General features: G+C 62.5%; 20 protein-coding genes. 13 read left to right on the forward strand and 7 right to left on the reverse strand.

Features of this window, described 5'->3' with window-relative positions:
• Positions 1 to 172: 172 nt before the first annotated feature.
• Positions 173 to 1,558 (reverse strand): sugar ABC transporter substrate-binding protein, encoded by a 1,386-nt coding sequence (locus tag FJ977_RS22660; RefSeq protein ID WP_140774403.1) that lies wholly within the window; start codon positions 1,556 to 1,558, stop codon positions 173 to 175.
• 153 nt (positions 1,559 to 1,711) lie between these two features.
• Here FJ977_RS22660 and FJ977_RS22665 point away from each other — a divergent pair, with 153 nt between their 5' ends.
• Positions 1,712 to 2,686, forward strand: a complete 975-nt coding sequence (locus FJ977_RS22665; protein ID WP_140774404.1) for a sugar-binding transcriptional regulator — start codon at positions 1,712 to 1,714, stop codon at positions 2,684 to 2,686.
• Positions 2,687 to 2,884: 198 nt separating this feature from the next.
• On the opposite strand, the gene FJ977_RS22670 is transcribed toward FJ977_RS22665, so the two are convergent.
• Genes FJ977_RS22670 through FJ977_RS22690 form a run of 5 tightly spaced genes read right to left on the reverse strand, consistent with a single transcriptional unit; the run spans position 2,885 to position 7,541 of the window.
• Positions 2,885 to 3,550 carry a dimethylmenaquinone methyltransferase gene (locus FJ977_RS22670; protein WP_140774405.1) on the reverse strand — a complete coding sequence of 222 codons (666 nt, stop codon included), beginning with the start codon at positions 3,548 to 3,550 and terminating at the stop codon, positions 2,885 to 2,887.
• Positions 3,551 to 3,595: 45 nt separating this feature from the next.
• Complete coding sequence (locus FJ977_RS22675; RefSeq protein WP_181180027.1) at positions 3,596 to 4,795, reverse strand: FAD-dependent oxidoreductase; 1,200 nt, start codon at positions 4,793 to 4,795, stop codon at positions 3,596 to 3,598.
• Positions 4,786 to 5,979 carry an acetylornithine deacetylase gene (gene argE, locus FJ977_RS22680; RefSeq protein ID WP_210243854.1) on the reverse strand — a complete coding sequence of 398 codons (1,194 nt, stop codon included), beginning with the start codon at positions 5,977 to 5,979 and terminating at the stop codon, positions 4,786 to 4,788. The genes FJ977_RS22675 and argE overlap by 10 nt, the downstream gene beginning before the upstream one ends.
• 4 nt (positions 5,980 to 5,983) lie before the next feature.
• The gene (locus FJ977_RS22685; protein WP_210243855.1) at positions 5,984 to 6,388 is read right to left on the reverse strand and encodes an OB-fold domain-containing protein; all 405 of its coding nucleotides are present in this window, start codon (positions 6,386 to 6,388) and stop codon (positions 5,984 to 5,986) included.
• Positions 6,381 to 7,541 (reverse strand): acetyl-CoA acetyltransferase, encoded by a 1,161-nt coding sequence (locus tag FJ977_RS22690; protein WP_140774408.1) that lies wholly within the window; start codon positions 7,539 to 7,541, stop codon positions 6,381 to 6,383. Before FJ977_RS22690 ends, FJ977_RS22685 begins: the two co-directional genes overlap by 8 nt.
• Before the next feature lie 388 nt (positions 7,542 to 7,929).
• Here FJ977_RS22690 and FJ977_RS22695 point away from each other — a divergent pair, with 388 nt between their 5' ends.
• Entirely contained in the window at positions 7,930 to 8,643 is a 714-nt protein-coding gene (locus FJ977_RS22695) for a TetR/AcrR family transcriptional regulator (RefSeq protein ID WP_140774409.1), read from the forward strand.
• A 37-nt stretch (positions 8,644 to 8,680) separates the two neighbouring features.
• On the opposite strand, the gene FJ977_RS22700 is transcribed toward FJ977_RS22695, so the two are convergent.
• Positions 8,681 to 9,910, reverse strand: a complete 1,230-nt coding sequence (locus FJ977_RS22700; protein ID WP_140774410.1) for a PLP-dependent aminotransferase family protein — start codon at positions 9,908 to 9,910, stop codon at positions 8,681 to 8,683.
• Between the two features lie 276 nt (positions 9,911 to 10,186).
• Between FJ977_RS22700 and FJ977_RS22705 the strand changes: the two genes are divergently transcribed.
• The 11 genes from FJ977_RS22705 (at position 10,187) to FJ977_RS22755 (ending at position 20,310) form a co-directional block, all read left to right on the forward strand.
• Positions 10,187 to 11,089, forward strand: a complete 903-nt coding sequence (locus tag FJ977_RS22705) for an SDR family NAD(P)-dependent oxidoreductase (RefSeq protein ID WP_140774411.1) — start codon at positions 10,187 to 10,189, stop codon at positions 11,087 to 11,089.
• Between the two features lie 47 nt (positions 11,090 to 11,136).
• On the forward strand, positions 11,137 to 11,931 hold the full coding sequence (locus FJ977_RS22710; protein WP_181180028.1) for a MaoC/PaaZ C-terminal domain-containing protein: 795 nt from the start codon (positions 11,137 to 11,139) through the stop codon (positions 11,929 to 11,931).
• Positions 11,928 to 13,604: an AMP-binding protein gene (locus FJ977_RS22715; RefSeq protein ID WP_140774413.1), complete on the forward strand. Its 1,677-nt coding sequence runs from the start codon at positions 11,928 to 11,930 to the stop codon at positions 13,602 to 13,604. Before FJ977_RS22710 ends, FJ977_RS22715 begins: the two co-directional genes overlap by 4 nt.
• Positions 13,601 to 15,025 carry an amidohydrolase family protein gene (locus FJ977_RS22720; protein ID WP_140774414.1) on the forward strand — a complete coding sequence of 475 codons (1,425 nt, stop codon included), beginning with the start codon at positions 13,601 to 13,603 and terminating at the stop codon, positions 15,023 to 15,025. Before FJ977_RS22715 ends, FJ977_RS22720 begins: the two co-directional genes overlap by 4 nt.
• 48 nt (positions 15,026 to 15,073) lie before the next feature.
• Complete coding sequence (locus tag FJ977_RS22725; RefSeq protein ID WP_140774415.1) at positions 15,074 to 16,138, forward strand: ABC transporter ATP-binding protein; 1,065 nt, start codon at positions 15,074 to 15,076, stop codon at positions 16,136 to 16,138.
• Positions 16,139 to 16,208: 70 nt separating this feature from the next.
• Positions 16,209 to 17,228, forward strand: a complete 1,020-nt coding sequence (locus FJ977_RS22730; RefSeq protein ID WP_181180029.1) for an extracellular solute-binding protein — start codon at positions 16,209 to 16,211, stop codon at positions 17,226 to 17,228.
• Between the two features lie 23 nt (positions 17,229 to 17,251).
• The gene (locus tag FJ977_RS22735; RefSeq protein ID WP_140774417.1) at positions 17,252 to 18,148 is read left to right on the forward strand and encodes an ABC transporter permease; all 897 of its coding nucleotides are present in this window, start codon (positions 17,252 to 17,254) and stop codon (positions 18,146 to 18,148) included.
• Entirely contained in the window at positions 18,145 to 18,948 is an 804-nt protein-coding gene (locus tag FJ977_RS22740) for an ABC transporter permease (RefSeq protein WP_181180030.1), read from the forward strand. The genes FJ977_RS22735 and FJ977_RS22740 overlap by 4 nt, the downstream gene beginning before the upstream one ends.
• Complete coding sequence (locus FJ977_RS22745) at positions 18,945 to 19,376, forward strand: MaoC family dehydratase N-terminal domain-containing protein (protein WP_140774419.1); 432 nt, start codon at positions 18,945 to 18,947, stop codon at positions 19,374 to 19,376. The genes FJ977_RS22740 and FJ977_RS22745 overlap by 4 nt, the downstream gene beginning before the upstream one ends.
• Complete coding sequence (locus tag FJ977_RS22750; protein ID WP_140774420.1) at positions 19,373 to 19,843, forward strand: MaoC/PaaZ C-terminal domain-containing protein; 471 nt, start codon at positions 19,373 to 19,375, stop codon at positions 19,841 to 19,843. Before FJ977_RS22745 ends, FJ977_RS22750 begins: the two co-directional genes overlap by 4 nt.
• Positions 19,840 to 20,310 (forward strand): GNAT family N-acetyltransferase, encoded by a 471-nt coding sequence (locus FJ977_RS22755; protein ID WP_181180031.1) that lies wholly within the window; start codon positions 19,840 to 19,842, stop codon positions 20,308 to 20,310. The genes FJ977_RS22750 and FJ977_RS22755 overlap by 4 nt, the downstream gene beginning before the upstream one ends.
• Positions 20,311 to 20,422: the final 112 nt, after the last annotated feature.

The raw sequence follows: 20,422 nt of genomic DNA on the forward strand, positions 1-20,422 counted from the left end.
TGCGGGCCATGGGACCTGAACTGTTCTGGTTGCTGGTGTCACATTGCCCGTGGGCGATTTTCGTCGATGGGGCGCCGTGTGGGATGCGGCGCGCGAGCGAGCTTGCGCGGGGCGGATTCTGTTGAGACCCACCGGGCGCTCCCGGGTCAAGCCCGGGAGCAGGGCTTGACGATTATTCGTCGAGCATTTTCTGGATATCGGCCTGCGCGTTGCACAGATTGGTCTTCACGTCGCCCTGGCCAAAATAGGATTTCTGGATCGCCTCGGCCCAGCGGTCGAGCATGCGGGTCAGCTCGGGATGCGGCGGGAAGCGGATGGTGGCGACCTCGGCTTCGGTCTTGGCGGCCTGGATGTACTGGCCAGGCGTCTCACCCCAGCTCTCCATCAGCTTGGCCACTTCCGGCGCATCCCAGGCCGATTTGCGCACCGGGTTCATGTTGCCGGCCAGATGCGTCTTGATCATCGTCTCCTTGGACGTCACCCACTGCATGAACAGCCAGGCGGCGTCCTTATGGGTGGACGCGGAATTCATCGACAGCGACCAGATCCATGCCGCGGCGGCCCGCTTGCCGTCGGGGCCGAGCGGGGTCGGCGCATAGCCGACATCGCCGGCAATAGCGGATTGCTTGGGGTCTTCATAGGTCGGTGCGAACAGGTTCGCCTCGTTGAGCGAGAACACATACTGGCCCGATGCGAAGCCCTGCATGGCCTCGTACCACGTGAAGGCGCCGGCCCCCTCGGGTGAGGCCTTCTTGATCAGGGTGACGAAATCCTGCGTGGCCGCGATGCTCTTGTCTGAGCAGATCTGCAGCTTGCCGTCCTTGTCCAGCATCTCGACGCCATAGGATTGCAGCATCGTGCCGAAGGTCAGGTAGGGCAGATCCCAGTAGCGATCGAAGCGGGTGATGATGCCGTGCATCTTGCCGTTGGGGCCATCGATGGCCAGCTTGTCGGACATGGCCAGCAGGTCGGCATAGGTCTTGGGCACCTGGAGGCCGAGCTTCTTCAGAAGGCTCGGGCGATAGGCCAGCTGGTAGGATTCGAAATTGATCGGCAAAGTCCACAGCGAACCCTCGCCGATGCCCTTGAGCGGGGTGAGGTCCCAGCGGCCGGCCGACAGGATGGAGGGAATGAAATCATTGACGTCATAGTCAGCGGCGGTCTTGTCGGTATTGGCGATCAGGCCATCGAGCGGCTCCAGCCAGCCGGCGGCGGCATACTGCCAGTTGTTGAGCGGCGAGGTCATGAAGACGTCGTAGGTGCCGGTCTTGGATGACAGGTCGGCAAGCAGCTTTTCAAAACCGGACTGCTCGGCCAGTTCCTCATAGGTCACCTTGATCCCGGTCTTGGCGGTGAATTCCGGCAGCAGCGGCTTCAGGCTTTCGACGAACGGGTGCGAGATAAGCATCAGGTTGATGGTCTGGCCGTCCGCGGCCTTCCAGTTCATCTCGGCGTTGGCTGGAGCGGATGCGAGCGACAGGGCCGAGGTCGCGACGAGAGCGGCAGCAACAGTCGCGCGGCTGCGGCTCAAACCGCGCCGGATTAAGGACGAAAACATTGGCAGTTCCCCTTGTTCAAGGCGTGAGAGCGGACACTTTGAATTTTTGTTGGCGGCGCTTGCACTTTGTTGCAATGGCTGCACAAATGAAGCTAGATGAGCTGAAATGGCCGGTCAACCACAAAAGTGCACGCCCTGCACGAAAGTTTACACATGGCGCATAATGAAGAAGACCTGCTGGTGCAGCTCGCCTGGCTCTATTACGTGGGCAACAAGAATCAGGAGGAGATCGCCAACCAGCTGGGCCTGTCACGCTTCAAGATAAACCGCATGCTGGCGCGGGCTCGTGAAAAAGGGCTGGTCAAGATCGCCATCCAGCATGAAACGGCGCAATCGCTCGATGTTGCCGGTCGGATTCAGGCGGCGTTCGATCTCAGGGAATGCATCGTCACGCCGGCGATTGCAGTGCACGGCGGCAATGCGGACGAGGACGAGAACAATGCACGACGCGCAGTCGGCATCGCGGCAGCGTCGTTCCTGGAGAGGCGGCTGCGCGTGCCAGAGCCGGTAACGATCGGCCTCGCTTGGGGGCGCACGATCGCCGCGATGGTCGACGAACTTCCAAAGCTCTCCAAGGCTGACCTGAAGATCGTCTCGCTGATGGGTTCGCTCAGCCGCAATGCCAGGACCAACCCGTTCGATTGCGTCCATTCCCTGGCACAGCTTTGCGAAGGCGAAGCCTATATCCTGCCGGCCCCGTTCATCGCCGACAGCGAGGCCGACTATCAGGTGATCATGAGCCAGAAGCTTGTCCAGCAGGCCCTCAAGCTTGCTCGCTCGGCCGATTTCTATATCGCCTCCTTTGGCGACTGCTCGAAACAGTCCTTCATCTACCATCACGACCTGCTGCACGACGACGAGATCGACCAGGTCATCAAAGCCGGTGCCGTCGCCGACATGTTGGGCAAGTTCTTCGACAAGGACGGCGCCCTGCTGGACAATACATTGAACCGCCGCACGCCGAGCGTGTCGTATGAGGATATTCGAAGCCGCGACGTTGTCCTGCTGGCGGCCGGTCTGTCCAAGGCGAAGGCGCTTGTCGCCCTGCTGCGCTCGGGCACGATCAACCGGCTGATCGTCGATGGCGATCTTGCGGCCGGCCTTCTTCCGCTGACCGACCGCGGCTAGGTCCGTTTCTCCATCGCGGCCCGATGACTGCCCAGTCTTCGTAGCGACCCACCTGCATTTGCTTGACGCCAGCGACCTCACGTCTTGCGCGTTCCGCAATGACGGGCGCTTCGGCAGCCTTGATCAGGTGCCGGTGTATTAGGTCAAGACCGCGGCCAGGCGTCTTTCACCCTGGTCAGGACACGATCAAGATTCGGCTCATATCGCCTCTGGAACGCTGAAGACATCGATCAGTGTCTTGCCGGAGGCGAGTTCCCTCACCCACTGTTCTTCCATGCGGGCTCTTTGCTGCGCCAGCTCGAGAAGCGCCCCGGCGTCGCCCAGCGGGATGACGGCAATGCCGTCATTATCCCCAAGTATGATGTCTCCGGGCCCTACCGCGACGCCTCCGAAGACGATGTTGTCGTTGACCGTGCCGCGCTCTTTCGAAAGCGGGCCTTTGGCCGTGTTGCCGAGCGCGTAGACAGGAAAATCGTTCCAGCCGGCGATCGTGTCGATATCCCGGACCGCTCCGTTGACGATCAGGCCCGCGACCCGCTTGCGCCGCGCCAGGCCGCAGAGGATTTCGCCGGCATAGGCTGTGTGCAGGCAGCCGCAGGCGTCGACGGTGACGACCTCGCCCTGGCCGGCAGTGTCGATGGCGTGCAGCATCGCCCCGAAATCGGAACGGTCGCACCTGGCGGTGACTGCTTGTCCGACCATTCTGGTGCCCATGGCGAGTGGCCGGAGTGGCTTGATGCGCGGGTCGACCACGACATGCCCAGCGCTGATATCGGAAACGATCGTGACAGGTATTGCGGCCCAGTCCGCCAGCACGTCCGGCGCCAGCCGCTCAAATGCGGTCCTGAAAATCCTTGTCGGCATGCTTCCTCCCTGTCGGATTGTTTCGACCAACGCCCCTGCCTCACGCTACGCGGCCACCCGAGTGAAACGCCGTCGCGCAAATCCTTCAACAGGATAGACAAGCTCCTGCCCGCTTGCCAGTTGAGCGACGATCCTGCCGGAAAATGCGCCCGCGAGGTTGCCGAAGAAATGCCCGGTATTGAGGATCAATCCCTGGAGGCCACTCGCGGCATCGATGACGGGCAGGCCATCGGGCGTCTGGGCGACGATACCTGCCCATTGCCGCAGGATCGGCAGGCTGGCCATCGCCTGAAAATTGCGGCTCATGATCGAGCATGCCATCGCCTGCCCGGCCACTGTCGCCCGGGCATCGTCGCTGCCGATCTCGTAGGCGCAACCGAACTGCAGCGATCCATCGGGGAAGCTTGCGATCTGTTCGGTAAAGCCGAGTTCGGGGCGCAAGAGTTCCACCGGTTCGCGCGCCAGGCTTGTCGCATCGATGCCCGGCGGCGTGAAGAAGCGGAACAGCGATTGGCCCGAGATCACAGGCCTTATCCTGAAAGGCGCCGGCGCGGTCTCTGCCGCTTCAAAACGCGTCGGCGTCAAGGAAATGTCGAGCCCCAACGGTTCGAGCAAAAGGTTGGACCACGGCCCGGTGGCCACCACCACGACGCCGCTTGAGATTTCCGTGCCATCCGTCAGCCTGACACCCCGGCAGGTCGAACCCGTCAGGACGATACTTTCAACCCGCGCCGGCGCAAAGATGCTGCCGCCTCCGTTTTGGAAAGCATCGGCAAGGTGGCGCACCAGAAGCCGCGTGTCCTGGTGCGCGTCGAGAGGATTCCAAACCGCTCCGGAGACCTCCGGCGAAATGTCAGGACAGAGATCGCGAAGAGCTGGCCGGTCGAGCAGGGACACCGGCAACCCGGCGGCAACCCGGTCCGCGACGAAGGCGCGTGCCACCCGCTCGAAGGCGTCGTCGCGCCAGGTGATCAGCCCGCCGCTGGCGCGGAAGCCGAAATCCGGCAGCTCGTCGGCAAGCGTTTCGGCGAAGCGGCGTCCGGCAAGAGAAAAGTCCATGGCCAGCCCTGCCGCCTTGGTCTGCAGCCAGAGAAAGCCAGGATTGCGGCCCGACGCGCCCCAGCCGGGATGATGCGTGTCGACCAGCGCCACCGAGAACCCGGCCTGGCGCAGATAATAGGCGCTGGCCGTGCCGGCTATTCCGGCGCCGACGACGATCGCGTCGAAACCGCGCTTCACAGCCACGGCAGTTCGCCGTCCTCGAGTTGGCCCGCCAGGCGATCGACAAAGGCACGGCAGCGTTCTATTTCGGCAAGATCGAGATATTCGTCCGGCTTGTGGGCCTGCTCGATGGATCCCGGTCCGCACACGACCGAGACCACCCCGGCCGAATTGCTGAACAGGCCAGCCTCGGTGCCATAGGCGACCTTGACGTGATCGTTGCGCCCGACTAGGCGCTTGACGAATGTCACCGCTGGATGATCCGCCTGCGTCGACAGGCCGACGAATTCGACAATCGGCTCGACGATGATTTCTGCCTCGGGCGCGATCGCCCGCATCCGGGGCAGGATCATGGTTTCGGCATGGCTGCGGATGCGCTCGATCAGGGCACGCGCATCGACCTCGGGCAACGAGCGGATGTCAAAGCCGAATTCGCAGCTGTTCGGAATGATGTTGAGTGCCGTGCCGCCGGAGATGGTCGTCACCGACAGGGTGGAATGGCTGATATCATAGACATGATCGTGCGGTCCGCCATGGGCGTGTTCGCAAGACAGGCTCTTGATGAAGGCGATCAGTTCCGCTGCATATTCAATGGCGTTGACGGCAGTCGGCGCGAGGCTGGAATGGGCGCTTTTGCCGGCGATCGTGGCCCGGAACATGCCGCCGCCCTTGTGGCCGATCACGACCTGCATGCTGGTCGGTTCGCCAACGATGCAGAGCGCCGGCTTGATCGGCATGGCGGCGATGCGGTCGATCAGGCTGCGAACGCCCGTGCAGCCGAACTCCTCATCGTAGGAGATCGCGATATGGACCGGAACCTTGAGGTTGCGCCGCACCAGACCGGGAACGGCGGCGAGCACGATACCGATGAAGCCCTTCATGTCGCAGGCACCCCGACCGTAGATGCGCCCATGCGCTCGGCTCAGCACGAACGGATCACTTGTCCAGGCCTGCCCGTCGACCGGCACCACGTCGCTATGCCCCGAAAGGATGACGCCCGGCACATCGGCCGGGCCGATCGTCGCCCACAGATTGCCCTTGGTGCGGTCGTCGTTCCAGATGATGTCGCAGGCAATCCCGTGTCGCGCGAGATACGCCTCCACATAGAACAGAAGATCGCGGTTGGGATCGCGCGACACCGTCGGAAAGCCGATGAGGTCGCCGATCATGGCGATGCTGTCGTCCACGGCGCCGGCGACAATCGTCATCGCATCACCCGGCCGAAAGCCTGAAGACGGGAAGCGGCGGCAACCCGTCGCGCCGCCGCCAGGCGACGGTCACGCGGTCGCCGATCCCTGCGCTTTCCGCCTCGATATTGGTCAGCAGCCTCGGCCCCTCGTCGAGATCGACGAGTGCGAGAAGGTAGGGAGGCGCCAGATCCTCGCTGACCGGTATGCGGACCGTGGTAAGCGAATAGATCGTGCCGCTTCCCTTGGCGTCCACCCATTCGAGCCCGGTCGCCTCGCAGGAAAGGCATAACGGTCGCGGATAGAACTGATGCGACCCGCAAGCAGTGCAACGCTGCACGGTCAGACGCCTTTCCACGCAGGCCTGCCAGAACGGCTCGGTGGTCGGGTCGGCCGCGCCGAGATCGGAGAAGGAAAGATCGTCAGTCACGCGCGAGCACCACGGTCGAGGCTGTCGAGAAGGCAAGGCCACCGGTGCCATGCGCGACCGCGATTTCGGCACCGGGAACCTGACGGTCGCCGGCTTCGCCGCGCAACTGGTGCACCGCTTCGATCAAAAGGAGAATCCCAAGCGCACCCGGATGGCAATAGGAAAGGCCGCCGCCGGAAGTCATGCTGGGCAGGCTGCCGCCGGGCCTGAGGCGGCCTTCCGAGACGAAAGCACCCGCCTCGCCTTTCCCGCAGAAGCCGAGATCCTCCAGATAGAGCAGCACGGCGTGGGTGAAATTGTCGTAGGGCTCGAACACGTCGACATCGCCCGGTTTCACGCCGGCCATTGCGAAGGCGTCACGGCCGGAGGCCACACCCGGCGTCACCGTCAGGTCGGGGCACTGCGCGACGTGCCACTGGACATGGCTCTCGCCGGCACCGAGGACGCGCACTGGCCGTTTGGCGGCATCACGCGCCCGGTCCTTGCGCGCCACCACGATGGCGCCGCCGCCGTCGGTGACCAGGCAGCAGTCGAGCTTGCGCAACGGATCGCACAGCATGGGCGAAGCCATCACCTCCTCGATGGTGAGGGGATCGCGGATCCAGGCCTTTGGGTTGAGCCCGGCCCATTGCCGCGCCGCGACGGCGATCTCGGCCAGATGCTCTGGCGTGGCGCCGTACTGGTGCATGTAGCGCGCCGCGCTCAGCGCATAGTGACCGATCGGAAAATGGATGCCGTACGGCGTCTCGAACTGCGCGGAGAGCGAACCATCCAACGCAGCAGCCGCCTTCTTGCGGTTTCGCCGGCTGCGCTGACGCGAGGCATAGGCGATGAGCGCGACATCGCACCGGCCGGTCGCTATCGCCGTCATGGCATGGTGTACGAAAAACTCGAAAGAGGCACCACCCATATCAGACGATTCGGCGTAGCGCGGCCGCACCCCGAGATATTCGCCAAGCTGGACGGACCCCTCCTCGCCCATATAGTTGGTGAAGAGCGCATCGACGTCGCGCAGGCCCAGCCCGGCTTCTCCCAGCGCCTCCTTGGCGGCCAGCGCCACCATCGACAGCTCGCTCTGATCCAACACCTTTCCAAGGGGCGTCTCGGCGGCACCGACGATATAGACGGGTGAAGCGGTCAAGATGTGAGACATGGATCATCCCAATCCTGGAGACAGGGGCTCGCCATGCGAACGACGTAAAGCGCTATTTCAGATCCGACGTCCAAGGAGTTGTCCTCCAACCTTTTCAGCCTTCAGCCGCTGATGCACATCGCGGACGGCGCCTAAAAAATGAGGCCGCGCTGGCTCACCGCTTGCACGCGGCAGCGAAATCAGAAATCATACAACATGAATATGAAGTCAATATCAATTTTTATCGTGACTACTCGATCGCGCTGGATGGACTCTCGTGTGGTTTTGGATTTTGAAGCTCTTGAACGCTGATCCCGTCAAACAACAGGGACTTCAAATCCACCACACCAGCGCCGAATAATGATAAACGGACACGCTGGCGCAACACCACCGGGCAGAGGATGATCGCATGGCAGTGAAGGCGCAACAAAAGGCGGCGCCGGCCGGTAACGGCAGCAAGGCCGAGAAGTATGCCGAGCATCTGGCCGTAGGGATGACCTCGCGGTCTTTCGCATCGAAAGGCGACAGGACCAAGTATCGATTGAAGATTGCCGCGGCGCAGGCGCTCGAGGAGATCGGCTATCAGGACGTGAAGGTCTCGGACATCTGCACTTATGCCGACGTGGCATTGGGAACCTTCTATGTCTATTACCGCGACAAGAACGAGATCGCCATCGAGGTGGTGCTGGACTTCGTCGAGCATTTGTATGATCGCGCACGCCAGGTCGGACGCGGCACCGGCGAGTTCGACGCGATCTTGAACACCAACAGGTTCTTTGTGGCCGCCTATCGCGTGAATGCGGGGCTTATGCAGTGTCATCTGCAGTTGCAGAGCCAATTGCCGGAATTCCGCCAATTGTGGCGGCCGCGGCACCAGACGTGGATCGAAAATCTCGCCCGGTCGATCTCGCGACGCGGCAACTACAAGGAAGACATGCCGGGATCGGCGGTCGCGGTGGCGCATGCGCTGGAGGGAATGGTCTTCCACTACCTCTATGCGGTGATTGTCAGCCGGGACTCGCTCTTCGACCAGGAAGGCCTCTCCGGTGACGAAGACCTCGCGCTCATGCTGTCGACGCTCTGGTACCGGGCGGTCTATTGCAAGGATCCGCCCGGGCGCTGATCGTTCGCCGGACGAACGCCTGTTTGTCCAGTCACGGTCAGTGGTTTGACACCAGGTAGCGTTTGACCGCTGCCGCAAGCCGTGAAACGCCTTCCTCGAGCACCGCCGGCGCACTTCTGGTGAAGTTCACGCGCATCGCCGATCGGAGTTTCGCCGCCGGATCGAAGACGCTGCCCGGCACGAACGCCACCTTGGCGTCCAGTGCAAAACCATAGAGGGCGTCGGTGTCGATCGCCCCATGGCGCCCGCACATCCACACGAACATGCCGCCGGGAGGCATGTCCCATTCGAACCACTCGCCAAGCTCGGCATTCGCCGCCGCGCAAAGCGCTTCGCGCCGCTGTCTGTAGTGGCGCACGATCGACGGCACGTGATGGGTCTCGAAACCGGATTCCAGAAGTTCCAGCGCGATCGCCTGCGTCAGCATCGAACTGCTGATGTCGGACGATTGCTTGGCGAGCGTCAGCGCCTGAATCATGTCGCGCGACGCAATCGTCCAGCCGACACGCAGTCCCGGCACGATGCTTTTCGACAGCGTTCCGAGATACACGACAGGCCCCTCGTAAGGTCCGTCGCGCTCCATCCGCCCATGCAGCGCAAGGATGCTCGGTCCGGCTGCGCCGTCAAATTGCAGCGGCAGGTAAGGATCGTCCTCGACGAGCCAGATCCCCGCCTGCATCGCCTTTTCCAGCAGGGCCTGTCGCGCCGCCGTTGATACCAGGGCACCGGTAGGGTTAGAATAATTCGGCACGGTATAGATGAACTTCGCCAGGCGCAGCGCATCGACACCGGTCCCTCCCGGCGCAGACCAATCGAGTGGCTCGTAGACGGGAAGCCGCGGGCGCCAGGCATCGAGCGCACCGACATAGGTCGGGAATTGCGCAACGACCCGGTCGCCCGGATCGATTAGTACCTTACCGAGAAGATCGAGCCCCTGCATGGCGCCGGTCGTCAGAAGCACGTTCTCGATCGTGAAGGTGCGGCCCGCCTCGCGGCTGATGCGCTCGGCGATATGCTGGCGCAGCGCCGGAAACCCTTCGATCGGACCATATTCCAGCGCCATGGAGCCCGAGCGTGCCATGGCCTTTTCGCTCGCCTCGGCAATCGCTGCGGCCGGATAGAACTCGGCGGCCGGCAAGCCGCCGGCCATGCTGATGAAATCCGGCTGGATCCCCATCGCCATGAATTGCTGGGTGATGCTGTTGCTTTGGGAAACCCACCGAGCGAATGCGGGACGCGGCGAAGAAGCTGCGGTGCGAGGTGCCATCTGTCGCCATCCCTGCCACGACTTTCACTCTTCCGCGATCAGACTCGGGGCAGAGATTTGTCGATAAAAATGATATTGACCTCATATTCATTTTGATGTCTGTTGTCAAACATTGGACGTGACAAGGGCTGCGGGAGGGTGAGTGCCGGACCATTCAGTTGGTCAGGCGCCGGAGCGACCTTTGCAGACGACAAGCGAGGTGGACGTGCGCGATCAGATGGCACCTTTTTTCTGCGAACGCGCGGTGGTCGCGGCATCATCGGACAGGCTGTCGTAATGACGAAGCGCCGGCTTGAAGGACGAATCGCGGTGGTGACTGGCGGGGGTCGGGGTCTTGGCCGCTCCTATGCGCTTGCGCTGGCCAGGCACGGAGCAGCGGTTATCGTCAACGATCTCGGTGCCGACCTCCACGGGCAAGGGCGCGACGTATCCCCCGCCAACGCGGTGGTCGCCGAGATCATCGCGGACGGCGGTAAGGCGATGGTGAGCGGCCACGACGTCGCGGACTGGAGCGAGGCCCAGGCGCTGATCGGGATGGCCGTCGAGATATTCGGCGGGCTCGACATCCTGGTAAACAATGCCGGTATCCTGCGCGACCGTCTGTTCGCGAACATGTCCGAAGACGAATGGGACGCAGTCATCCGTGTCCATCTCAAGGGCCATGCGGCGCCGGCGCGCCACGCCATGGAATATTGGCGCAACGAGACCAAGGCCGGCAGACAGGTCGCCGCGTCGATCGTTCACACGACCTCGCTCGCCGGGCTGGTCGGGAGTTTCGGCCAGGCAAACTATGCGTCGGCGAAGCTCGCGGTGATCGGACTGTCGCGCACGCTTGCGCTCGAAGGCATCAAATACGGCGTGCGCTCCAACGCCGTTTCCCCTTCGGCCCGCACGCGCATCGAGACGTCGCTGCAAGCGCCGCCAGACGGCGTGTTCGACGTCTTTTCGCCTGACAATGTTTCGCCACTGATCTGCTGGCTTGCGCTGGAAGACTGTCCAGCGACCGGACAGGTTTTCCAGGCCTATGGCAATCGCATCGAGGTGATTGCGCCAAGCGCCATCGAGATCGATCTGCGCACGGATGGGCGCTGGCAGATCGAGGATGTCGAGAAGGCGTTGAACCACAGACTACCCAAGCTTCCGCAACTGGGTGATTTCGTCGAAGGACTCCCGTTATGAATTCAGGCTCCCCAGGGCACGTCAAGACCAAGGCACCGCCCATAGGCATGTCACGTGACTCCGAGGAGTTCCGCACCAGCAGCCACAGGCTGGCGCAGTTCGCACGCTCGGTCGATGACGAAAACCCGCGCCATCTGGCAGGTGAATTCGCGCCGCCCGTTTTCTCCCATGTGCCCGTCATGCAAAGCATGGTCGAGGTGCTGGACAAGCTGACCGGCGACTTCGTCCTGCATGGCGAGCACGATTTCTTCTTTCATGCGCCGATCGTGCCCGGACTGCGGCTGCTCACCGCCTCGACGCTGACGAGCGTGCGCGGCACCCGTGCCGGCACCACCTTCGTCATTCGTTCCGAAACCGTGACGCACGACGGCAAGGCGGTCTGCACCCAGTACAGCACCTGCCTTGTCCGCGGAGAACCTTCCGATGCGGCACATGGCGAGACGCCACCTGCGCGACCGGTGATCGCAAAGACGCAAGGGGCCTCGGTGCAATACGGCCTGACGCCCGACCAGACCCGCCGCTACGCCGATGCGGCGCGTGATTATTCCGCCTACACGATCGATCCGGCCGTCGCGGCCAAGGCTGGATTTCCGGCACCGATCGTGCACGGAATGTGCACCTTGTCCTTCGCCGCCCGCGCTGTCGTCGACGACCATTGTGGCGGGCAGACGCCGAGGCTGAAGCGGCTCGGCTGCCGCTTCGCCCATCCGCTTTTCCTGACGCCCGGCCAATCGATCACCGTCGACCACTGGGCCGGACAGGACGGGCTTGTCGGCTTTGAGGCTTCGGACTCCGCCGGCAACATCGTGATCAAGAACGGCTACGCACAGGTGTCTTCATGAGCGGCCCGATCGCCACACAAGCAGCGCGCATGGAACTCGGCGTCTCCAACATTCCGCCGCGACCATCGACCTGGATCGGGCACGAGAACGTCGCACCGGAGTGGAGCGGCGTTCCCCATCAGACGGTCATCGAGATCGTCTCAAAGGGCTGCCTTGAAGATCCCGAGCGTCCCGCGATCATCATCGATGGCGGACCGATCATGACCCGGCGAGAATTTCTCGACCGCTGCCAACGATTTGCCGGATATCTGAAACCGCATGTCAAGGCTGGCGACCGCGTCGTCATCATGCTCGACAACCGGCTCGAATTCATGATCGCGCTGTTCGGCATTATAGCCAACCGCTGCACCATGGTGTCGATCGCGCCAACCGCGATGCAATACGATGCGGGCCACATCGTGACGGACGCCGCGCCGACGGTGGCGATCGTCGGCAAGCCGCAACTGCCGATCATGGAGGCCGTGCGCGGCAATTCGCCGGCACTGCGCCACATCGTGTTGGTCGAAGGCGACGAACCGGACGGCCTTGCAGCGTATGAAAACGCGGCCGAGCCCCTGGATTTCGCCACGGTCGAATGCAAGCGCGAAGACATCATCACGGTCTACTATACATCCGGCACGACCGGCGCGCCGAAAGGTTGCATGCTGCATCACGGCTGGTGGCTGCGCGTCATCGATGTCGACCTTCGACTTTTCCGGCGCGGCTGGCAGGACCGGCAGCTCTGCTGCCTGCCGTTCTATTACGCGGATCCCGCGATCCAGCTTCTCACCTCGCTCGCCTCGCGCGGCACGATGGTCGCGATGCGCCGCTTTTCCGTATCGCGCTTCTGGGACGTGGTGACGACTTATGACGCCACCGAAATCCTGTCCATCGCATCCATTCCCGCGTTGCTGATGAAGGGTGAGCCCGGACCGGCCGAGCTGGACCACCGCATTCGGCTCGCCATCCATGCCGGCCTGCCCAAGGAGCTCCATGCCGAAATGGTGAAGCGCTATGGCTTCCACTGGCACAACCAGTACGGCAGCACCGAGGGTGGCGTGATGAGCCGCGTGCCCGACCACATGGCGGACGAACTCGTCGGCACCGGCACGATGGGCGTCGAGCCGCCGGGCGTGACGATCCGGCTCGTCGACGACGAGGACAATGACGTTGCCGAAGGCGACGCCGGCGAATGCCTGATCGGTGGACCGGATCTCTATGCCGGCTATCTCAACCGGCCGGAGACCACTGCCGAGGCCAATCGTGGCGGCTGGTATCATTCGGGGGATGTGGCGCGCCGCGACGAGCGCGGGCTGCTCTACTTCGTCGGCCGCAAGAAGGAGATCATTCGCCGCTCTGGCGAGAACATTTCCGCGGCCGAACTGGAAGGCGTCCTGCGCTCCCACCCCCAGATCATAGACGCGGCGGTCGTACCCGTGCCCGACGAGCTTCGCGGCGAGGAGGTAAAGGCATACGTTCAGGTGAGGCCGGGCGATGACCTGTCTCCCGAGACGATCGTCGAGTTCTGCCGGGCCAATCTGGCGGCCTTCAAGATCCCGCGCTTCATCGAGATTCGCGACACCGACTTCGAACGAACCCCATCGATGCGCGTTCACAAACAGTCGCTGCTCAAGGAAAAGCCGGACCTGCGTGTCGGGTCGTGGGACCGGGAGACCGGGAAGGTGCAGATATGACGACACCTCCCGAACCCGGCGCCCCGCAGCCCTGCGACCTGCTGATCACCCACGGTTATATCCTGACCATGGACAAGCAGCGAACGGTCTATCCCGATGGCGCGGTCGCGATCGTGGGAAACAGGATTGTCGCGGTCGGCACGACCAACAAGATCGAGACCGAATGGACCTCCAGCCGCAAGATAGACGCGGCCGGCGGCGTGGTGCATCCGGGCTTCATCGACGGACACTATCACGCGGGCCTGCATCTCAGCCGCGGTTCGATCACCGACAATCCCAATCCACCGAGGGAGGAAGGCGGCGCCGGGACCGGCGTGTTCACACGCTGGATGAACGCCGTCGAGGACGAAGACGAATATGCCAGCGCCCTGATGGCCGCCGCCGAAATGGCGCGCAACGGCTTCACCGGCTTCGTCGATGCCGCAACAAGCTATTCACCGGACGCCATCGTCGAGGGTGCGCAGGCCGTCGGCATCCGCTGCTCGGTTTCCGACTGCATGCTGTGGGACATCGTCGGCGGCGAGCCGATGGCGGCCGATATTCCCCGCGCGCCATGCGATGCGAAAAGGGCGCGCGAGGGACTGGGTGGCCAATTGAAGCGCAACACGGACGAGGACGGTTTGGCGCGCGGCCACGTCGCCTTGTACGGCTGCGGCAGCGCCTCCGAGGAATTGATGCAGGCGGCGAAAGCGCTCACCGATCGCAGCGGCGCGGTCTTTCACCAGCACCAGAATCTGATGGTGGCGGATGCCGACTACGACAAGGCACGCTTCGGCAAACCGGCTCTGGTCCATTTCGCCGAAAAGGGCCTGATCGGCCCCAACAGCTTCTTCACACATATGAACATTCTGGAGCCGAGCGAAGTCGACGCGATATCGGCGACCGGCATGGGGCTGGTCTGGCATCCTGGCAATTTCATGTATTACGGCATCTCGCAGACCGGTCGAAGCCGCTTCCCGAGCCTGCACAAGTCGGGCACCTCGATCGCCTTCGGAACCGACATTGCAAAGGCATGGGCGTTCGGCGATCTCGGTTTCATCGCCTATCTCGTCAGCCGCGAATGGGGTGAGTATCTGCCGTCGCAGTCGATCCTGGAAATGTTCACGCTTGGCGGCGCGCGCGCGCTCGGACTGCCTTCACAACTCGGCAGCATTGAGGTCGGAAAAAAAGCCGATGTCGTCGTGCGCAGCAACGATCTGCCGGACGCCCAACCCAACGTCGACGTTGTGCGCCAGCTCGTGCTCATTTCGCGAACCAAGGCGGTCGACACAGTCGTCTGCAACGGCGAGATGATCGTGCGTCATGGGCGGCTGGTGAAGCTCGACGAAATCGAGATCTACAGGCTGGCAAGACACTCCGCCGAGCGTGTGGCCAAGCGCGCCGGCATCGCACAACGAGCCGTCTGGCCGCTTGTCGCATGAGGCATTGAACAGTGATCCGCCGCAACCGAACCTGAAATCCAAGGCAAGATGACCCTCGTCCGATTCTCCAACGTCACGAAATCATATGGCCTAGTCAGGGCCATCGACGATGTTTCGGTCACGGTGAATTCCGGCGAGTTCACGACGATCCTCGGGCCTAGCGGTTCCGGCAAGACGACGATGCTGTCGCTGATGGCGGGGATTTCGGTCCCGACGTCGGGCCGTATCGAGATCGGCGACCGCGAGATCACCTTCGTGGCCCCGGCGCAGCGCAACATCGGCCTTGTGTTCCAAAGCTATGCGCTCTTCCCCCACATGACGATCTTCGACAATGTCGCCTTTCCTTTGCGCGTGCGCGGCGTGGGGACCTCCGAGCTCCGCGACCGCGTCGCTGACGCGCTGCGGCTTGTCCGGCTGACGGATTTCGGATGGCGAAAGCCGCACCAATTGTCGGGCGGCCAGCAGCAGCGGGCGGCGCTCGCCCGCGCGGTCGTGTTCCGGCCGGACATCCTGCTGCTGGACGAGCCGCTGGCCGCCCTCGACCGCAAGCTGCGCGAAGAGGTCCGATCCGAAATCCGCGACCTGCAGCGCAGTCTCGGCATCACGACCATCATGGTGACGCATGACCAGGAAGAGGCGCTGTCGATGTCGGATCGCGTCGTCCTGCTTGCCAACGGCCGGGTCGAGCAGACCGGAACGCCCAGCGAAATCTATCATCGGCCGACAACGCGTTTCACCGCGGGCTTTTTAGGCATGGCGAACTTCCTCGAAGGCCGGTTGCGGGCGGACAACGAGATTGTCGGCGACGACGGCAGCCTCTTCCCGTGCGATGCGCCGGCCGGACGGGTGCGGGATCGCGTCTGCGGCATGATCCGTCCTGAAGACATCCGCGCCGACAATGACAGCGGTTTCGTCAACGGTACGGTCAGGGACGTCGTCTTCCTCGGCGAGACCGTCCGTTACGATGTCGAACTCGATAATGGGCGCCGCATGAAGGCAAGCCTGGCGGGTTCGCGCGGACCGAAGCCCGAAGGGTCCAAGGTGTGGCTCTCATGGGATCCGGCGAGCGTCTGGATATTGCCTGAAGGCACGGGAGGTGTCGCAGCGCAATAGAAGTCGCCGTGACAGAGCGGCTCGATCTCATTCCATCTCTGTCGATCCAAACGGAACAAAGGTGATGAAAATGAAAAAATTATTGGGGAACATCTCACTTGTTTGTGCCATCGCGTTGATCACCTCGACGCAGTCCATGGCGCAGACCAGGGAACTTCACATCATGAATTCGGGCGGCGAGTATGGCGACGCGCTCGACAAATGCGTCAACGGCCCGCTTCTCAAGGACGCCAGCATCAAGGTGATCACCGAGACTCCCGGCGGCTATGCAAAGATCGCCGCACAGGCGAAATCCGGCGTCATCACCAACACGGTGACCGACGGCTCGACCGGCGACATGTATCGGCTGGCCGCCGAGGGCCTGCTCGAGCCGATCGACTGGGCGAAGCTCAATCCCGAGCCCATGTTCGACGAAGCGAAGAATGCCAACGGCTTCGGGGCCAGCTACTACTCAACGATCATGGCCTGGCGCAAGGACGCCAAGGCACCGCAGAACTTCGTCGACTTCTTCGACACGGAAAAATTCCCCGGCAAGCGGGCGCTGCCGGACTATCCCGAATTCGTTCTTGCCTTTGCGGCCATGGGCGATGGCATGACGCCCGAGGACGTGCAAAAGGGTGTCGACCTCGATCGCGCCTTCAAGACCCTGGAGCGGATCAAGAAGGATACGATCTGGTGGCAGTCGGGCGCTCAGCCAGCCCAGTTGCTGAAGGACAACGAGGTCCAGTACGCAATCGCATGGTCGGGCCGCGTGCTCGGTCAGGAAGGCGTGGAGTCGACCTACAATCAAGGCATGCTGGACATCTCGTGGTGGATGGTGGCCAAGGGCATTTCGGAAGAACAGCGCGACATGCTCTATGCCTGGATGAAGTTGCAGAGCAACGCCGAGGTGCAGAAGTGCATACTCGACTTCTTGCCTTATCCCGGTCCAAGCCCGCAGCTCGAGAAGATCGTGACACCTGAAGTGCTCAAGACCTTCCCGACATCAGCCGAGAACAAGAAGGTCCAGTGGCTGATCAATGGCCAGTGGTGGTTCGACCACGCCGCCGAGGTCGAGAAGCGCTGGAACGAATTCAAGTTGGCGCAGTGACGAAGACCGCCGCGAAGTCATCCATGTCCGATGCTTCGATCGCCCTCGAGGACGCGACGACCCGAAAGGTCGCCGCGCCCTTGCGCTCGTTTTTCCGCTCGAAACTCGATCTCGTCGTACTCCTGGCGCCGATGGCGCTGCTCATCCTGGCGGTCTTCGATCTTCCGTTGCTGAACACCGCCTACTGGAGCATCGACGATTCGAAGACCGGCACGCTGACCACCCGGTTCTATAGTGATTTCGCGCAGTCGAACGTCTATTCCCACGTCATCTGGCGCACGCTCGTCGTGGCGCTCGAGGTAACGATCGTCACGGTACTGCTCGGCTATCCCCTCGCCTATTGGACAACCAGGCTCCGGCCTCGCCTGCGCATGCTTGTGCTCGGCATCGTCGTCATGACCTTCTGGGTCTCGATCCTGGTGCGCACCTATGCCTGGATCGTGATCCTCGGCAATGGAGGGCTCGTCAACAAGACGTTGCTCAGTCTCGGGCTGACCACCCGCCCCGTCGAATTCCTCTACAATGAGATCGGCATCCTGATCGGCATGGCGAACGTGCTGCTGCCTTTCCTCGTCCTGCCGCTCTATGCGGCGATGATCAAGGTCGACGGGCGGCTCATGCAGGTGGCCGAAACGCTCGGAGCAAGCCGCACGCGGATCTTCTGGCAGATTTTCTTCCCGCAGACGCTTCAGGCGCTTGCCGCTTCCGCCATTCTCATCTTCATTCTCAGCCTCGGCTTCTACATCACGCCGGCGGTTCTCGGCGGCGGTCGTTTTCCATTGATCTCCAACATGATGGACCTGCTCATCAATCGCTTCGCGCAATGGGAAATCGCGGCGGTGATCTCGGTGGTGCTGATGACGATCACGCTTTCGCTCTATGCCGTCTACCAATGGCTTCGCGAGCGAGGTCAGGTATGAAGCGTACTTCCTTCTCAGATCTCTGGCTTGGGGTTGTCGGATCGGCCGTCCTGATGTTCCTTTGCCTACCGGTGCTGATCGTCGCCCCGATGTCTTTTTCGGACGCGAAATCACTGGAGTTTCCGCCGGCGGCGCTGTCGCTGCGCTGGTACGAGAGCTTGTTCGGCAATCCGGTCTGGATCGAGGCGGGTACGAATTCGCTCGTTCTCGCAACGCTTTCCAGCAGCATAGCGCTCGTCTGCGGAACGCTCGCTGCCTATGTCCTGGTACGCGGCGATTTCCGGGGCAAACGCTTTCTCGAAGCGAACTTCATGGCGCCGATGATCCTGCCCTCCATCATCACGGCGGTCTCGCTTTACATCTTCTTCGCGCGGATCGGCCTGCTCGGCACGTTCTTCGGCCTCGTGCTGGGCCATACGATCCTGGCGGTGCCTTACGTCGTCCTGATCATGCAGGCGGCGTTCAGGAGCTTCGATGTCCGCATCGAGCAGGTGGCGGCAACGCTCGGCGCCTCGCAGCTTCAGATCCTGACGCGGGTCGTGCTGCCGAACATGGCGCCTTCGGCGGCGGCGGCGTGGATATTCTCCTTCGTCATGAGCTTCGACGAGGTGGTGGTGACGCTATTCATCGCGGGAACCCACATGACCATCCCGAAGCGAATGTTCAACGAATTGGTCATACAGATCAATCCAACGATTACGGCCGTTGCGACGCTGCTGATTGCCTTCAATATTCTGGCGCTGGCGGCGCTCTTGCTGCTCACCCGTCGCAACAGCGCCTTGCGGGAGGGCATGACATGATCGTGGCCGGCGATATTCTGGAAGAATGGGATTTCGTTGTCGAGGCCGGCAAGGTCCACGAGTTCGCGCGCGCGGTACAGGATGTCCATTCGCAGAATGCCGACATTGCTCCGCCGACCTTTCCGGTGGTCGCCTCGGCGGATTTCGTGGAGAGACTGATCACCAGCATGCTCGGCCTCGATCGCTCGCGAACGGTTCATGGCGGGCAGGATTACGAATATTTCGAGCCGATGAGATCCGGCGACCGGCTTCGCTGTCGTGCTCGCATGATGAGCGACGAGACCAAGACGGGACGCCGCGGCGGGTCGATGCGGGTGATAACAACCGAGGTCGAGTTCATGTCCGCGGCAACCGGCAATCTGGTTTGTCGCGAGACCATGACAACGATCGAAAAAGCGGCGATCGAAAAGTCAGGAGAGCAGGCGTGACGCTGCGGCCGCGCGAACCCGTCGTCTACGGCCCGCTGACACGCAGCGACCTTGTTCGCTATGCAGGCGCGTCGGGTGATTTCAATCCACTGCACCACGACCATGAGTTCGCGGCGAAAGCCGGACTGCCAGACGTCATGGCGCACGGCATGCTGTCCGCCGGAATGTTGGCCTCCGCGCTGACGAAGTGGTTCGGGCCTGGCAGCGTCCGCCGCTATACGGTTCGCTTCCGCAGCCCCGTGTGGCCGGGTGACGTGCTGACCGCCCATTGCCGATCCATCGATGTCCTGGCGGGAGGGACCGGTGGGCAGACAGCGGACCTGGTTGTCGAGTTGCAACGAGGCAACGGCGACGTCGTTCTTTCGGGAACGGCACGCGTGCTGACCGCCAATATTGTTGGCGATGCGCCTCAGGCATGTTCAGAGCAAGCGCGCTCGGCGCGCGTGGAAAGTCAGGAAGGTACATGATGACCGTCAGCGCCATATCCGTGCGGCCCGCACAGGCCGAAGATCGCGCGGCATTCCTGAACATGTGGCGTGACTTCGTCTCGCTCGCGCCGGGCGAGCCCGGCAATCATGCCATGGGCGAGTGCAACTGGGGCCGGATCATGGACCCCGCCTCAGGCCTTCGCTGCGTTGTCGCGGTGGACGCGCAAGACGTACCCACAGGCTTCACCCTCTTCTTCGCCTTCCCCTTCACCTGGAGCAATGGCGACGCCTGCTACCTGCAGGACATCTATGTGGTTGCCGAGAGCCGCGGCCAGGGCATAGCCCAGGCGATGATCGCCCATCTTCGTCAGCTCGGGCTGGATGCCGGCTGGTTCAAGATCTTCTGGATGACCCAGTCGGACAACCATGCGGCCCAGCGCCTCTATGACAAGGTGGCCAAGCGCATGGATTACCTGCGCTATGATCTGAATGTGGGCGATCCGTGAGCGCTGCGAGGCACATCTGACCAGGGGTCGGATCCGCTATTGAAAGCAGGCGCCGGAATGGCGAGAATGAGCATCAAGAGATCGAACAGGGCGACCAAGACCTAACAGAACC

It is taken from the genome of Mesorhizobium sp. B2-1-3A, from assembly GCF_006442655.1.
Classification (GTDB): Bacteria; Pseudomonadota; Alphaproteobacteria; order Rhizobiales; family Rhizobiaceae; genus Mesorhizobium.